Below are 13896 nucleotides of genomic sequence, written 5' to 3' on the forward strand. Positions count from 1 at the left end.
AATACTAACGATATATCGGCCTAGGTCGCACATGCTGCTATGAGTCATTCTGCTCCGATCCTCCAGTCACAACAGCCGCCGACGACGCCTGGGCCACAGCGGCGTTGGCGAGCCCGCCTGCTCAGCCTTCTGGTCGCCCTGCTATTGGCCGCCCCCGTGCTGGCCTTTGCCGTGCCAGTCCAGGCTGCAGCTGAGATTCAGCGCTGGTCACTGGCCGATACCAACGGCGATGGCTGGGCGATCAGCCTGTTTGAGCAACCCGACCCGGATTTTCCGAAGGGCTGGCGCCTGCGCCTGACGGCCCTGGCTCTCGGTGAGCAGCTCGACCACCAACGCGGCCTCGAACTCGAAGACAGCCAGGGGAGCCACTGGCAACTGGCTAACCACAGCGAGGAACAGGTGCCGGCAGGCGATCCAGCCGTTCCAGCCAGTTCGGCCCAGTTCGATCTGGCCAGGCTGCAGCCCAGGCCCAGCGCGATCTTGCCCCTGCGACTGGCGATTCCGCTCCAGAACGGGACCGATCAGGCGCTGATGCTCTCACCGGAGATCGTTGAAGCCATCGGCCTCAAGGCTGGGCAGGGAAGCTGATCGGGCGCGCTGAGGTCTGCTGCGGCGGAAGTCCCAGGGGCGTCGATGCAAGCGCTGGCGTCAATGCATTGCTCAGGAGGGATTCTCCAGGCCCTCCAGAGCCGTTCGCAGATCTCCCATGAACGCCTCATCGAGCTCAGTGGCGGTGATCTCTTCTCCCACCAGGTCCTGGATCAGGGGGTAAAAGCGCACCTCAAACCACTTGCGAAACACCGAATAGGTGTGCTCCGCCGGCCAGGTGCCGCTGTCGCGATTCCAGAAGTCGAGCTCCGCCTCAAAGATCGCCTCGTAGATCTCCTTGAGGATCTCTTCGGCTTCGTCGTTCGTCTCGAAATCGGGGATCAGATACAGACAGGGCTCCCGGGCTCCACCCGCCGTGGTGTCGAGATCCAGCCGCTCGGCCCAGGCGAGCAGATGGGCGGCGGGGTAGATCCCGACGGCGCAGCGATTGACGATGGCCATGGCGCTGCCTGCAGGTCTGCTGGAACCCTAGACAGAGCCATCCGGTGCTCCAAGCCACGGAGTTGGCCAGGTGGTGGTGATAGGTTAAAAAATCGCTTCAGATTCAGCCGGGATTTGCACCGGCACTCGCACAGGATTTGGCTCAGCCAGAACATCGCAATGGAAAAACTCACGGCCGAAGGGCTTGAAGTCGTCAACGACTTGGCCCAGCGCTATGGCTTCAGCCAGGACGCCGTGCTGCACATGACCTTCGCGGTGCTTAAGGGGCGTGGCGGCATGGCCCAGTTCAATCACCCCGAATTCGCCGGCTCCGGCCAATGGATGAACGGCGGCATGATGATGCTGGGTGACATGTTCAACCAGGGGCTCAAGGCCCGCGTCGATGGGCTCTGCCAGGGATTGGCCGCAGCCGTCGCCAGCCAGCCCGACCTCTTTCCAAAGGGAAGCTTCCAGTCGCAGAGCCAGAGCGGCGGCGGCAGCCAGCAGATGCAGGTGGGCGGTGGCATGCAGATGGCCACGGGCATGCAGCCGATGAGCTTTGGCTCCGGCGCGCTATTCAGCGCCGACCCCCAGGACAGCTGGTGGCCAGCAGGTCTCGGCGCCCCAAGCTCCAGCGGCTCCCAGAACGACATGCACTACGCCTATTTCCCGGCCGCCGGCCGGCTGGCGGTGAAGGTCAACGGCAACGTCAGTGTCTACGACACCAGCGGCCACCAGATCTCCGGCCTCTCCCAGCAGCAGTCGTCCGGTGGCGGCGTGGTGTTTAGCACCGGCACCGGCAGCATCAGCCTCACCCACCTGCCAGCGGTGAACGTCACAGCAGCCCCCACGGCCACTCCTGCAGCCGCCCAGGCTGAGCCTCAAGCACCGAGCGCTGCAGTTGCCGCTCCATCCAGCTCTGCACCATCGAACCCGGCGGCCAGCAAGGCCAGCAGTACCGATGTCTTCGCCACCCTGGAGCGTCTCGGGGAGCTCATGCAGAAAGGCATCCTCACCGAGGACGAGTTCACAGCCAAAAAGGCCGAGCTGCTCAGCCGCCTCTAGGAACAACCCCAGCCCTCACCAGGGCAAGAGCTGGCCATTGGCATGCCAGAAGCTACCGGAGGTCTCCAGGCTGAGCGCGTCGATGCGGGCGAGCAGGCCCGTCACCGCCTGCTCAGCTGTGATGCCTTGCTCGCTGAAGCCGGTCATGCGGGTGCTCACCAGGCCGGGATGGAGCAGGGCAACGGCAATCCCCCGGGGCTTGAGATCGATCGCCATCGACTTGCCGGCCATGCAGAGCGCCACCTTCGACATCCGGTAGCCGTAGGAGCCGCCCGAGGTGTTGTCGTCGATAGAGCCCATGCGGCTGGTCATCAGGATCACCTTGGCGCCTGGATGCAGCTGGCCCAGCAAGGCACTGGTGAGCTCCAGAGGGGCGATGGCGTTCACCTCGAACTGGCGCCGCAGACTGCCGGCATCGAGGTGCTCCAGGTTGGTGCGCTCGACGATGCCGGCGTTATGGATCAGCCCATCGATCGGCAGCCCATCGAGCCGCTCCACCAGGCCGGCTATCGCTTCGCCGGAGGTGAGCTCCAGCCCCGCCTCCAGGCGCACACCCAGGCTCTCCAGCTCCGGCGATGGCTGGCGGCAGGCCGCCACAACCAGCTCACCGCGGGCCTGCAGCTGACGGCAATACTCCAGGCCGATGCCGCGGTTGGCGCCGGTGATCAGGTAAGTGGCCATGGGCTGAAGAGCTGCTGCTGCCAGTCGTTGGAGCGTAGGAAGTCAGGCGCGTGCGCTCACACCTGAAGGTTTGGGCAGATCAGCTCCGCTTCCCTGGCCGGATGGCTCTGCCAGCCCGCCAGCAGCCCCTGCAGTTCCTGGCGAAGCTGGCGCAGCTCCTTGATCTGGCCATCGATCCGCTCGATCTGGCGCCCCAGCTGGATCGCAATGTCGCCGCAGGGCAAATCACCGGCGTCATGAACCGCCAGCGATCCCTGGATTTCTTCGAGGCTGAGCCCAAGGGTCTTGAGACGGCGAATGAACTCCAGACGCCGCAGGCTGTCTTCGGCGAACAGGCGATAGCCCCCCTGGCTGCGGCCGATCGCCGGCAGCAGGCCCAGCTCTTCGTAGTAGCGCAACGTTTTGACCGGCAGACCACTGCGGGCCGCCAGCACACCGATCTTCATGCCGGCCTGCTTACCGGCCTGCAGGCCGGTCTTCTTCACAACGACTTCCACAAGGGTTGACTCTCCACCTAGATGGAGACTCTAAGGTAAAGGTTGGCCTTTGCTCCTGATTCCGTGTCCGTCAGCGATCCGTGCTGCGCCACCAGCTCCGGCCCTGATCGGGAGCTGGCGAGGGAACTGACCCTGCTGCGCCGAAAACTGGCTGTCGGCGCGGTGCTCACCGGGCTGATCGTGATCGCCCATCTGCCGCACATGCTCGGCCAGCCGCTGCCGTTTGTGCCCGCCTGGTTGTCGAGCCCATGGACGCAGCTGATCCTCTGCACCCCGGTGATGGCCTGGTGCGGCGGGATTTTTTTCCGCGGCGCCTGGGCCGCCTTTCGCCGCCATGGGGCGGACATGAACACCCTGGTGGCCGCCGGTACTGGTTTCGCCTATCTCGGCTCGCTCTTCGCCACGGTGTTTCCGGGCGTGCTCAAGGCCGAGGGATTGCCGGCAGACGTGTATTACGAAACCGCCGCGGTGGTGATCTGGCTGGTGCTGCTCGGCAATCTGCTCGAAGCCCGCGCCCGCGGACAGACCTCCGAGGCGATCCGCAAGCTGATCGGCATGCAGCCACCCACCGCCCGGGTGCTGCGCAACGGCACAGCCGTGGATCTGCCCGTTGGCCAGGTGGTGGTGGGCGAGCGGATTCAGGTGCGCCCGGGCGAACGCATTCCCCTCGACGGTCTGATCGAGGAGGGCAGCTCCTATGTGGAGGAATCGATGCTCACCGGCGAACCCACCCCCGTGGCCAAGGCCAGCGGCGATGAAGTGATCGGCGCCTCGCTCAACCGCAGCGGCAGCTTCATTTTTCGCGTCACCCGCATCGGCGGCGACACCTTGCTGGCCCAGATCGTTGAACTGGTGCGTCAGGCCCAGAGCTCGCGCACCCAGGTGCAGAAACTGGCGGATCAGGTGGTCGGCTGGTTCGTTCCCGTGGTGATCGCCATCGCCATCGGCGCCTTCGTGATCTGGTTCCTGGTCACCGGCAACACAGTGCTGGCCCTGCTGTTCAGCGTCAGTGTGCTGGTGATCGCCTGTCCCTGCGCCCTCGGGCTGGCCACGCCCACCTCGATCATGGTGGCCTCGGGCAAAGGAGCAGAGAACGGCCTGCTGTTCCGCAGTGCTGAAAGCATTGAGACAGCCGGCAAGCTGCAGACCATCGTTCTCGACAAGACCGGCACGCTGACCCGCGGCCAGCCGGAGGTGACGGATTTCGAGCGGGTCGGTGGCGGGCGGGTGGAGGCCAGGGCCCTGCTGGCGATGACGGCCGCGCTCGAATCCCGCTCTGAACACCCCCTGGCTGAGGCGGTCGTCAGCTACGTGCGCGGCCAGCTGAGCGACCCAGAACTCCCGGCCGTGCAGGGCTTCGAAGCGATCGCTGGTCGAGGCGTTCAAGGAACGGTGGGGGGCCAGGAGGTGCGGATCGGCACTCCGCGCTGGTTCGAGGAACTCGGCCTGCCGATGACGGCCCTGGCCCCACTCACCCAGCGCCTGGAAGACGCGGCCCGCAGTACAGCCGCCGTGGTGGTGGACGGCAGACTGGAGGCCTGTTTCGGCATCGCCGACGCCCTCAAGCCCGGCTCCACGGAGGCGGTGCGGGCGCTCAGGCGCCTGGGCCTGGAGGTGGTGATGCTCACCGGCGATGCAAGGCGCAGCGCCGAAGTGATCGGCGCACAGCTCGGCATCACGCGGGTGATCGCCGAGGTGCGCCCCCAGGACAAGGCCGCCGTGGTGGAGCACCTGCAGCGCAGCGGCCAGATCACCGGCATGGTGGGCGATGGCCTCAACGACGCTCCGGCCCTGGCGGTGGCCGATGTGGGCTTCGCGATCGGCACCGGAACCGATGTGGCGATCGCCGCCAGCGACATCACCCTGCTCAGTGGCGATCTGCGCGGCATCGCCACCGCCATCGAGCTCAGCCGCGCGGCGATGGCGAACATCCGCCAGAACCTCTTCTTCGCCTTCGTCTACAACACCGCCGGCATTCCCCTGGCAGCCGGCGTGCTGTTTCCCTTCACCGGCTGGCTGCTGAGCCCGATGATCGCCGGCGCCGCCATGGCCTTCAGCTCTGTCTCGGTGGTGATGAACGCCCTGCGCTTGCGCCAGTTCCGCCCCTCGCCGGCGTTGGCTGAAAGGCAGCTGGCGGAGGTGCAGCCATGATCACGATCCTGCTGGCTGTGGCTTTGCCGGTAGCAGTGGCTTTGCCGGTGGCGATGGCCTCCGAACCGGCCTCGCTCCCATCCTCCAGACAGCTGCTGGCCCAAAAGCCGATCGCCGTCGAGCGCTTTGAAGCCAGCGGTACACAGGCCGCTGGCATGGAGGCCGTCATGCAGACCGGGCCGTGGCGGCGCACCGCCCAGCCCCTGGGCCTGCAGCTGCTGGTGGCCAGCGGCGGGCTGGGCCTGATCCTGCTGGAGCTGTGGTGGTTTCTGGGGGCGAGCAAACCGGCGACGCTGGCGGCCTCCAGGGGAGATGGGATCCAGCAGATCACCATCACCGTCGATGGCGGCTACGAGCCAAGGCGGATCAGGGTGCGGGCAGGACAGCCCGTGCGGCTTGCCTTCCACCGCCTCGATCCCAGCAGTTGCGTGGCCCAGGTGCTCTTCCCCGACTTTCAGCGCGTTCTCGATCTCCCCGTCGGCGACACCACGGTGCTGGAGCTGCTGCCGGAGAAGCCGGGGCGCTACCCCTTCCACTGCGGCATGAACATGGTGCGCGGCGAGCTTGAAGTGGTGGAGCGAGACGCGCCGCCAGGAGAATGAGCCTCGCTCAAAGGGCAAAGAGATTGTCGAACTTGTAGTAGGCGGGTTTGCGTAATCCTTCCACCGCCAGCATCCGCCGCAGCGCGATGATCTCGGCCCGCTGGGCCACGATCACCTGCCGCGCAAAGCGACGAATCGTGGTGTTGGAGCTCTTGGCGAGGGCATCGTGGGCCATCATCAACGCCCCGCCGTGATGCTCAAGCATCCCCTCGAGAAACCAGACCACCCGGTTCTCCCTGGTGGGGCCCTCGCCCATCATGCGCATGCCCTCGATCTGGGCCTGGCTCATGCGGATGAGGCCCGAGAGGCTGTCTGGATCGGCACCGGGAGCCAGGGCTACGGGGTAGGCGGGGGCCTCGGGATACCAGGCCTTTCGCCACAGCCCCATCGCCCGGATTTCAGCGGCTTGCTCGCGCCAGATCGAATTGGCCAGGGCGCCAACGCCCGGCTCGCCAATCCCGAACACAAATTCGCTCATCCGCAACGCCCCGGTGTGGTGCTGCACCATCCCGTCGAGGAAGCGCAGGTCGAAGGTGGCTCCGGCCGGGCCAACGTCATGGGCGTGGGCACCGTGATCCATCGGTGCCGCATGGTCCATCGGTGCCGTGTGGTCCATCGGTGCCGTGTGGTGATGGTGAGGATCCATCTGGGCACGGGCCTCCGGCACGGAAGCGGCGAAACCACTGAGGCCGATCCATACACCAAGGAGAAAGAAAGGACGCATGCCAGGGGATCAGGAGTCCACTCACCGTATGGTCTCCCCTCAACTGGAGAGTCAAGGACTAGGGGAACAGTGCCATCGGCGCAAGCCGGCTAACAAGTCCATCGGTCGACGAGCTGATCAGCAACTCTTCCACTTGCCTCAATTCATCGATGGGGGAGGCGTTGCTGCGATTTCCTGGGAATGATGGAGGTGGTGTCCTCGGGCCGATCAAGCCAGCCTCACTGCCTGGCCTGGAAAAGCAAGCGGTTCTTGCCGGCCCCGCCTTGAAGCAGAAGGCTGCGACGGTCGATGCTGCAGCGCCGCACGCCTTCAAGCGCCGTGCCGAAACAGAGGCGATCACCCTCGAGCTCGATGCCGCCAATCAGGCGATTGCAACCACCATTGCCAGAGAAGTGCAATGGACCGCACTCTGCGAAGAAGGGGCGCACCCTGGCAAAGGCTGCAAATGCTGCAGGCGCCAACTTGAAAAGCAAGAGGCGAAACCGGGCAGGCCCAATAGCCGAAAGGAAGTGACACATTGCTTCATAGGCTGTTACACTTCTTGCAGTTACCACCATCAGCACCATGGCTGACTCCACCTCCCGCTTTGGCTTCGTTGATTTCGCTGAAACCTGGAATGGCCGCATGGCCATGCTCGGCTTCGTGATCGGCTTGGGCACCGAGCTGCTCACCGGCCAGGGAATCCTCTCCCAGATCGGCCTCGGCTGATTCAGAGCGCCAGTCGTTCTCCTGAAATCTGAACCAGACGTCCGATCGGTCTTTTCGGATTCAGGTTTTTTTACCCGGATGGACCACCATCCGGGTTTTGTTTTTGGCTCTTCTCCATCAGGATTGCTGAATGGCTTTTGCAATCATTTTCGTGCTGGCCGCCGAAGCGGACCTGCCTGGTGAGAATCCCGATTGGGACGCCTTGCTGACAGCGCAGCACAAGGGAATCAGCGGTGGCGTTGCCCTGCGGATCTTCAAGGTCCCCAAGGAGGAGACCAAAACCCTGGATGAACTGGTGTCTGAAGGGCTGGCCGTCCTGGCTGGAGCCGATCCGTTGCCAGGTGTTGCCGATGAATCGGGAAGTGACCGGATCTGTGATGCGACGGTGCCCCATCTCGAACCCCGTTCCCGCTGGCTCGCGGTTTACGAACTGAGCGGAGCGGCCGCTGTGGCTGTCTCAGGCCATCCAGCCCTCCAGATGGAGATCGAGGCTTGCCGCTGCCTCGACCGTTTCCCCCTGCGCGAAGCCGCAAACGAAACCTGTTGGTTCTATCCCACCGAGAACGGCCGCTATCTCTGCTGGGAGAACCAACGCCAGCTGCAAAGCCTGCCGGGCTTCCTGCCCGACCAACCGGTCGAAGCCAAACCGGTGAGCTACGACCGTCAGGACGTGCATGTGCTTTGGTCATTGATGGCCGACGACCAGGCCCTCACCTGCGTGGGACTGACCTATCAGGGGCGACAGATTGAGTGGAGCACCACGCCGACAAAGTCGGAAAACTGGGCCACCTGGACGTCATTCGAGGTGGACACAATGGCCGACGAGGCCTACAAAGAAATCACCACCTTGACGGTGTTCTGACCCCTGCAGCACCCACCTCGATCAGATCAGCAGACCGATCGTGAGGCTCACCAAAGCCAGACCAGCCAGGCCTGTGGCAGCGAGAAGGGGAATCGAGGTTGCCATGGAGAAGCCCTGCAAGCCGCAAATCTAAAGCAATCCTTAAGCCCACCAAGGCTGCGGGCGGAGGAGCGGCGCAATCCGTAATGCTGAGCCAGTGAAGCCAGCCGTCAAGAAGCAACTTCAAAGCAAAAAGTCTGATCAGCGTTTAAGGCTGCCAAGGGAGAAGGTCAACGCTTCATTGGAACGCCTCGTCAATCTATGGCTTCCACGATCCATTTCCAGGTTTGGCCTCAACTCGGGATAGTTTCCGATGCTTAGATAGTCCAAAACAACAGAAAACATGACTCCAAAAAAAACGACCTGTGCCACCGTTCAATCAGAACGAGTGCGCAGGTCATCATGAACGGTAGCGGGCTTGTCTCAGCACCCGATTGACATAGAATCTATTCAACAACCAGATCAGACATGACTGAATCGTACTGATCAGACCAAACAAGGCCTGATCAAACAGATCTAATCACAGTTGCAATCATCTGTAGTAATAGCCCCCGTCGGCTGGATTGCGTGTCACGTAGCTGCACTGACGGCCAATTCTCCAGAGAGCAAGATGAATCGGTGTGGGGTCGTAGCGGACAACTTCGGGGAATGCTTCGCGGATCAATTCAGTGGCACGCCAGGCGTTGTAGTGGGGAATGCGTGAGCTGAGGTGGTGAGCCACGTGGGTGGAGCCGATACCGTGGTGCAGAAAATTCAACAACGGTCCATAGGGACGGTCAACGGTCTGCAGGGCTCCCTTCGCCCAGTTCCACTCGTCAGCCGTGAAATGGGGAATGTCGGTGTCGGTGTGCTGCAGCCAGGTGTAGCAAACCAACCAAGCATTGATCACCAGGTAAGGCAACCCATACACGCAAAGCACCCGCAGCAGCGACGTTTGCATGGCCCAGAAGACCATGAGCGAAAACACCACAACCAGGCCGATGTTGGACATCTGCACCAGGCCTTTCCAGCGACCTGGAAACAACTCACGGCTTCCGGGGCTGACCTGGGGGATGGGAATGAAATGGGAGGTGGGAAAACCCTGCGCTGGCCCACCGGTGATGCCAAACATCAAATAGAGCGGCCAGCCGACTAGCAGGTGGACAACAACAGAAACGACTCCATAGGCCGATTCGCCCAACACACCTTTGAACCAGAGGCTGAACGATCCCCACGCCGATTCGAGCAGGGAAGGAACATGGGTTTCGCCAGCTTCGAGATGGTTGCAATTGGCGTGGTGAACCGCATGGCTGCGCAGCCAGGAGAAATAGGGCACAAGCAGCAAGCTGTGCAGCACCAGCCCGACAGCGTTCTCCACCGTGCGGTTGGGATGGAAGGCGTTATGGCCGCATTCATGGGCCAGCACCCAGCAGCCGCCTGCCAAGGTTCCAGTGATCACGGCATAGAGCAACCAGACCGGAGCAAACACCCACTGCAGTGGAATCAGGCAGCCAACGCCATAGGCCAGAAGAGACGTGGACAACGAAAAAGCAAGGCATCTCCAGGCCTTTCCGGTGTCTATTTCACTGATCTCCTCAGGGAGGCAAGCCAGCAATTGTTGTTTGGTGGGCCAGGAACGGGGCCCGGAATGTTCAGAAGTGGAAGCTGGAACTTGGTCTGCAGGCGAGAGAAAAACAGCTTGGCTCATAAATCAATCAAAACCACCAAGCACACTCCTCGAACGAATCATGGATTGAGGCGAAATCTAACCGCCGACTGGCCCACCTGTGGCACCCCTCGAGCATCGATTCAAGCCAAAACTCGTCTCGATTAGGTAGCAAACTCCGCACACCTCAGGAGTCGTTCCGGCCGTGCTTGACAGCTGCAGATGGCATGAACCACACGCTCGGTCATTGCCGCCAGATTGAACCGCCGATTGAAGCGGTAGCTGAAGGCGCCCAAGTAGCGATCAGCGTACTTTTCGAAGCGAAGGGCATGGAAGCTGCCGCTGAAGCTGGTTTTCAAGTTGCTGAGCACCGTGTTAATCCAACGGAATTCTGGTAATTCATTGGGATGACGACCCTTTACGACCACAGGATGATGGAAGCAACCGACTTCTGCAACGGCGCGAAAGCAAGCCAGCCCATCGGAGATCACTTCACAGCCTATCGCCAGTGAATCTTGGGCCCAATCAGCAATAGCGGCAAAAGAGAACGTGGGCACGGTGGCAAGTTTTATATACCGGGGGTGGCCCGCCTCATCGACAGAGACGGCTGCCACGACCGGCACCTTGTTCTCCGATCCACGACCAGGCTTGCCACCACAGCGTTCTCCGCCAAGGTAGGCATCATCCACCTGCACCCTTCCTCTGAGGACATAGGCGCCATCACGTTCTTTCATTGCCTGCATGATCTTGTTCTGAAGCAACCATGCCGTTCGGTAGTTCACACCGAGATGACGCCTCAGAGCTAGTGAGGAGATTCCTGTCTTGGCTTGGCCGACGAGGTAGAAGGCAAGGAACCAGGTGGTCAGAGGTAACTTTGTTGCCTCCAAGATGGTACCGGCCGTGAGGGTGGCTTGATGACGACAGCTCCGGCACTGATAGCGCTTGTGGCGCCTGCCAATGATGAGCCCGTACTCCTTGCCCTCACAACGTGGGCAACGGAAACCATCAGGCCAGCGCGCCTGTTCCAGGGCAACTTCACATTTTTGCTCGGTTCCGTAGAGCTCAATAAACTGGGGCAGCGACAGGCTGGCCTGGAACTGGATCCGATTCATAGCCATGGCAGTGACGACTGGTATATGCGTACCAGCCTAGGTCCCAAAAGGGCTGCCTGCGGAGCTTGCTGCCTAATCAAGAAACTCGTAGCACACGACAGCTCCTGGGTTTTCAATCGCAGCGGGGATCGGAATGCAACAAGTTCAAACCCTGACCCAGAGAGAACTGCAGCCGCTTGAACCCAGGCTGGCGATCAACTCGATGCCGAGGTGTAAAAGCGCAGGGCGAACTGCCAGAACTTGCGGCTGCCCAAGAGGCAGAACGCCGCCACCGCGAGGGAGGCGAGCAGCCAGGGAGCCGAGCCACGGCCGAGAATCGCCTCAGCCGGCACGGTTGTGAGGAAAGCCACCGGCAGGACAAAGGTGAAAAACGTGCGCAAGGCCACGGGATAGGCGCTGACCGGGTAGCGGCCTGCCACCAGGGCGGCGCGCAGCACCTCGGTGGCGTTCCAGACCTTCACGAACCAGATGCTGGTGGCCGCCAGCACGAACCAGAGGCTGTAAAGGATCAAGGTGCTGCTGAGCAACAGCACCAGGGCCGCGACGACGCTGGCGCCATCGGGCCTGGCGCCAGCCTGGGCGGCGGCCACCACGATCAGAGCAAGACCGGCAGCCACCCCCGGCAGCCCCCAGGGGGAGAAGGTGCGCGCCGAGAGCCAGAACTGGCTGTCGACCGGCTTGAGCAGCACGAAATCGAGGGTGCCCTCCCGCACGTGCGTGACGATCGTGCTGAGGTTCGGCTGCAGCACCGTGCTGGTGATGCCGTCAAGCAGGGTGTAGAGGCCGAGAACCACCAGGGCCTCCTCCCAGCTCCAGCCGCCCAGGCTGCCGCCCTGGCCGAACAGCAGCGAGAGCACGAACAGGCTGCCGGCCAGGTTGCCGCCCACGGCCAGCAACTCGATCAGCACGTTCACCTGGTATTCCAGGTCAGCGGCCAGAGATGTGGCCCAGAACCGCCGCAACAGCCGCAGGTTTCGCATCCTCAGGCCCCCATCGCCGAATAGCGGCGCAGGCCCGCCTGCCAAAGCCAGAGGGCGAGGGGCAGCAGCAGAGCCGCCCAGACGCCGATTGTGATCAGGCCACCGGCCAGATCCACCGGTTCACCGGCGAGCAACTGGGCCGGAAACGACAGCATCGCCGGGAAAGGGGTGAGCAAGGCGAAGGCACGCACCCCCTCCGGGAAAGCCTCCAGGGGCGCCACCAGACCAGAGAGAAACAGGTACGGAATCAGCAAGAGCCGCTCCAGTGCAGCGGCGCGCTCGGTCCAGAAGCAGAGCATGGTGATCACGGTCTGAAACAGGAAGCGCAGCAGGAAAGCCAGGTGGATGGCGACCACGGCCAGCAGGAAGCCGCCCGGGCTGGGCAGCCAGAAGGCGGCGGGCTGAAACAGAAAGAAGATCGCCATGATCAGCACCACGAACGGCAAGCGCGTGGCCTGCTCGGAGAGGTGGGAGGCGAGATAGCGCCAGAGGGGGTGCAGCGGCTGGAGCAAATAGGGCGAGAGCCGGCCCTGGAGCGCGTCTTCTTCGAAGACATGCACCAACCAGACAATCGTGAATTGCCGCACCACAAAAGCCGACAGGAAGTAGCGGCTGAGGCGCTCCGGGCTCAGCCCCAGGCCACCGGCCGCCTCCGAACCACTCCAGACCCCGAGCATGATCAAGGGCAGCACGCCCGAGAGCGCCCAGAGGGCGATTTCAGCCCTGTACTCGAGCATGTAGGCGTACTGGGTGGAGAGCAGCACCCGGGCGATGCGCCACCCGCGAGCGAAACGAAGCCTGCGGCTGCCCCTCATGACACGGCCCCCTGACGAAACAGCCGGCCGATGATCTCCTCGATCGGCGGATCGCTCACCTCCAGGTCGAGCACGTCGAAATCGGCCAGCAGCCGGCCGACCGTGGCCGTGAGCTCAGAGCGCGGCACCAACAGCCGCAGCTGCTGACCATCCTGGGATTCAAAGGTGCCATAGGAGGCAAAGGCCGCCGCCGGTGGCGGATCGCGCAGCTCAAAACGCACTTCGCGATGGGGGGCAAGCCGTTCGGTGAGGCCGTCCAGGCTGCCGTCATAGAAGAGACGCCCCTGGTGGATCAGCAACACCCGGCGGCAGAGGGCGGTGATGTCGGCCATGTAGTGGCTGGTGAGCAGCACGGTGGCGCCATGGCGGCGGTTGTAATCGGCGAGAAACTCACGCACCCGTGCCTGGGCGTTGACATCGAGACCCAGGGTGGGTTCATCGAGAAAGAGAACGGCCGGACGATGCAGCAGGGCCGCCAGCAACTCCGCCTTCATCCGCTGGCCGAGCGAGAGCTTGCGCACCGGGCGGGTGAGCTCCTCGCCCAGATCGAGCATGCCGGCCAGCTCGTCGATGCGGCGTTTGGCTTCGCTGTCGTCGATGCCGTAGACGGCAGCATTGACCCGCAGCGAATCGAGCGGCGGCAGATCCCAGATCAGTTGCTGCTTCTGGCCCATCACCAGGGTGATCTGGCGCAGGAAGCCGGCCTGGCGGCGGAAGGGAACGCAGCCGGCCACCTCCACCTCTCCGGCGCTGGGGTGAATCAGGCCGGTGAGCATCTTGAGTGTGGTGGTCTTGCCGGCGCCGTTGGGGCCGAGAAAGCCAACGATCTCTCCGGGCTCGATCGTGAAGTTGACATCGCTGACCGCCTGCACATCACGGCTGCGGCGGGCGAAGAAATGGCGCAGGGTGCCGCCCAGGCCCGGCTGCTTGTCGGCCACCCGGTAGGTCTTGGAGAGGCCGCGGGCGGAGATGATCGGCATCGAGCC

The 13896-nt window shown here is 63.1% G+C and carries 16 protein-coding genes; 7 read left to right on the forward strand and 9 right to left on the reverse strand.

Annotated elements, in window-relative coordinates; genetic code table 11:
* The first annotated feature begins 39 nt into the window (after positions 1–39).
* On the forward strand, positions 40–588 hold the full coding sequence (locus ACXMDM_RS11955; protein WP_083544317.1) for a DUF3122 domain-containing protein: 549 nt from the start codon (positions 40–42) through the stop codon (positions 586–588).
* 72 nt (positions 589–660) lie between these two features.
* On the opposite strand, the gene ACXMDM_RS11960 is transcribed toward ACXMDM_RS11955, so the two are convergent.
* A complete protein-coding gene (locus ACXMDM_RS11960) occupies positions 661–1050 on the reverse strand; it encodes a hypothetical protein (protein ID WP_071799761.1) in 390 nt (129 codons plus the stop codon).
* Positions 1051–1209: 159 nt separating this feature from the next.
* Here ACXMDM_RS11960 and ACXMDM_RS11965 point away from each other — a divergent pair, with 159 nt between their 5' ends.
* Positions 1210–2094, forward strand: coding sequence for an SHOCT domain-containing protein (locus ACXMDM_RS11965; protein ID WP_071799762.1), 885 nt, complete (start codon positions 1210–1212; stop codon positions 2092–2094).
* A gap of 15 nt (positions 2095–2109) precedes the next feature.
* On the opposite strand, the gene ACXMDM_RS11970 is transcribed toward ACXMDM_RS11965, so the two are convergent.
* Together ACXMDM_RS11970 and ACXMDM_RS11975 are read right to left on the reverse strand one after the other, a co-directional pair.
* A complete protein-coding gene (locus ACXMDM_RS11970) occupies positions 2110–2775 on the reverse strand; it encodes an SDR family oxidoreductase (protein WP_071799763.1) in 666 nt (221 codons plus the stop codon).
* A gap of 56 nt (positions 2776–2831) precedes the next feature.
* On the reverse strand, positions 2832–3260 hold the full coding sequence (locus tag ACXMDM_RS11975; RefSeq protein WP_233830907.1) for a heavy metal-responsive transcriptional regulator: 429 nt from the start codon (positions 3258–3260) through the stop codon (positions 2832–2834).
* A 75-nt stretch (positions 3261–3335) separates the two neighbouring features.
* On the opposite strand from ACXMDM_RS11975, the gene ACXMDM_RS11980 reads away from it, so the two are divergent.
* Together ACXMDM_RS11980 and ACXMDM_RS11985 are read left to right on the forward strand one after the other, a co-directional pair.
* A complete protein-coding gene (locus tag ACXMDM_RS11980) occupies positions 3336–5423 on the forward strand; it encodes a copper-translocating P-type ATPase (RefSeq protein ID WP_233830910.1) in 2088 nt (695 codons plus the stop codon).
* Positions 5420–6025 carry a cupredoxin domain-containing protein gene (locus tag ACXMDM_RS11985; protein WP_233830913.1) on the forward strand — a complete coding sequence of 202 codons (606 nt, stop codon included), beginning with the start codon at positions 5420–5422 and terminating at the stop codon, positions 6023–6025. Before ACXMDM_RS11980 ends, ACXMDM_RS11985 begins: the two co-directional genes overlap by 4 nt.
* A 7-nt stretch (positions 6026–6032) precedes the next feature.
* Here ACXMDM_RS11985 and ACXMDM_RS11990 read toward each other — a convergent pair whose 3' ends face one another.
* Entirely contained in the window at positions 6033–6749 is a 717-nt protein-coding gene (locus ACXMDM_RS11990) for a DUF305 domain-containing protein (RefSeq protein WP_071799765.1), read from the reverse strand.
* Between the two features lie 149 nt (positions 6750–6898).
* On the opposite strand from ACXMDM_RS11990, the gene ACXMDM_RS11995 reads away from it, so the two are divergent.
* The 3 genes from ACXMDM_RS11995 (at position 6899) to ACXMDM_RS12005 (ending at position 8319) form a co-directional block, all read left to right on the forward strand.
* Positions 6899–7321 carry a hypothetical protein gene (locus tag ACXMDM_RS11995; protein WP_499569687.1) on the forward strand — a complete coding sequence of 141 codons (423 nt, stop codon included), beginning with the start codon at positions 6899–6901 and terminating at the stop codon, positions 7319–7321.
* The gene (locus ACXMDM_RS12000; protein WP_071799767.1) at positions 7314–7457 is read left to right on the forward strand and encodes a CAB/ELIP/HLIP family chlorophyll-binding protein; all 144 of its coding nucleotides are present in this window, start codon (positions 7314–7316) and stop codon (positions 7455–7457) included. Before ACXMDM_RS11995 ends, ACXMDM_RS12000 begins: the two co-directional genes overlap by 8 nt.
* Before the next feature lie 130 nt (positions 7458–7587).
* Positions 7588–8319, forward strand: a complete 732-nt coding sequence (locus ACXMDM_RS12005) for a hypothetical protein (protein WP_071799768.1) — start codon at positions 7588–7590, stop codon at positions 8317–8319.
* 571 nt (positions 8320–8890) lie between these two features.
* Here ACXMDM_RS12005 and ACXMDM_RS12010 read toward each other — a convergent pair.
* From ACXMDM_RS12010 to ACXMDM_RS12030, 5 genes are all read right to left on the reverse strand, one after another.
* Positions 8891–9880, reverse strand: coding sequence for a fatty acid desaturase (locus ACXMDM_RS12010; RefSeq protein ID WP_233830916.1), 990 nt, complete (start codon positions 9878–9880; stop codon positions 8891–8893).
* Positions 9881–10167: 287 nt separating this feature from the next.
* Complete coding sequence (locus ACXMDM_RS12015; RefSeq protein ID WP_071799713.1) at positions 10168–11121, reverse strand: IS1595 family transposase; 954 nt, start codon at positions 11119–11121, stop codon at positions 10168–10170.
* Between the two features lie 188 nt (positions 11122–11309).
* Positions 11310–12095, reverse strand: a complete 786-nt coding sequence (locus ACXMDM_RS12020) for an ABC transporter permease (RefSeq protein ID WP_071799770.1) — start codon at positions 12093–12095, stop codon at positions 11310–11312.
* 2 nt (positions 12096–12097) lie between these two features.
* Positions 12098–12910: an ABC transporter permease gene (locus tag ACXMDM_RS12025; protein ID WP_071799771.1), complete on the reverse strand. Its 813-nt coding sequence runs from the start codon at positions 12908–12910 to the stop codon at positions 12098–12100.
* Positions 12907–13890 (reverse strand): ABC transporter ATP-binding protein, encoded by a 984-nt coding sequence (locus tag ACXMDM_RS12030; protein ID WP_186437675.1) that lies wholly within the window; start codon positions 13888–13890, stop codon positions 12907–12909. The genes ACXMDM_RS12025 and ACXMDM_RS12030 overlap by 4 nt, the downstream gene beginning before the upstream one ends.
* Positions 13891–13896 lie beyond the last annotated feature (6 nt).

It is taken from the genome of Synechococcus sp. CS-603 (assembly GCF_977929215.1).

Coding starts and splice junctions, on each gene's coding strand:
- ACXMDM_RS11985 (WP_233830913.1), top strand. CDS start 5,420: ATGATCACGATCCTGCTGGCTGTGGCTTTGCCGGTAGCAGTGGCTTTG.
- ACXMDM_RS12000 (WP_071799767.1), top strand. CDS start 7,314: ATGGCTGACTCCACCTCCCGCTTTGGCTTCGTTGATTTCGCTGAAACC.
- ACXMDM_RS11970 (WP_071799763.1), bottom strand. CDS start 2,775: ATGGCCACTTACCTGATCACCGGCGCCAACCGCGGCATCGGCCTGGAG.
- ACXMDM_RS12020 (WP_071799770.1), bottom strand. CDS start 12,095: ATGCGAAACCTGCGGCTGTTGCGGCGGTTCTGGGCCACATCTCTGGCC.
- ACXMDM_RS12025 (WP_071799771.1), bottom strand. CDS start 12,910: ATGAGGGGCAGCCGCAGGCTTCGTTTCGCTCGCGGGTGGCGCATCGCC.
- ACXMDM_RS12030 (WP_186437675.1), bottom strand. CDS start 13,890: ATGCCGATCATCTCCGCCCGCGGCCTCTCCAAGACCTACCGGGTGGCC.
- ACXMDM_RS11960 (WP_071799761.1), bottom strand. CDS start 1,050: ATGGCCATCGTCAATCGCTGCGCCGTCGGGATCTACCCCGCCGCCCAT.
- ACXMDM_RS12005 (WP_071799768.1), top strand. CDS start 7,588: ATGGCTTTTGCAATCATTTTCGTGCTGGCCGCCGAAGCGGACCTGCCT.
- ACXMDM_RS11955 (WP_083544317.1), top strand. CDS start 40: ATGAGTCATTCTGCTCCGATCCTCCAGTCACAACAGCCGCCGACGACG.
- ACXMDM_RS11995 (WP_499569687.1), top strand. CDS start 6,899: ATGGGGGAGGCGTTGCTGCGATTTCCTGGGAATGATGGAGGTGGTGTC.
- ACXMDM_RS11990 (WP_071799765.1), bottom strand. CDS start 6,749: ATGCGTCCTTTCTTTCTCCTTGGTGTATGGATCGGCCTCAGTGGTTTC.
- ACXMDM_RS11965 (WP_071799762.1), top strand. CDS start 1,210: ATGGAAAAACTCACGGCCGAAGGGCTTGAAGTCGTCAACGACTTGGCC.
- ACXMDM_RS12015 (WP_071799713.1), bottom strand. CDS start 11,121: ATGGCTATGAATCGGATCCAGTTCCAGGCCAGCCTGTCGCTGCCCCAG.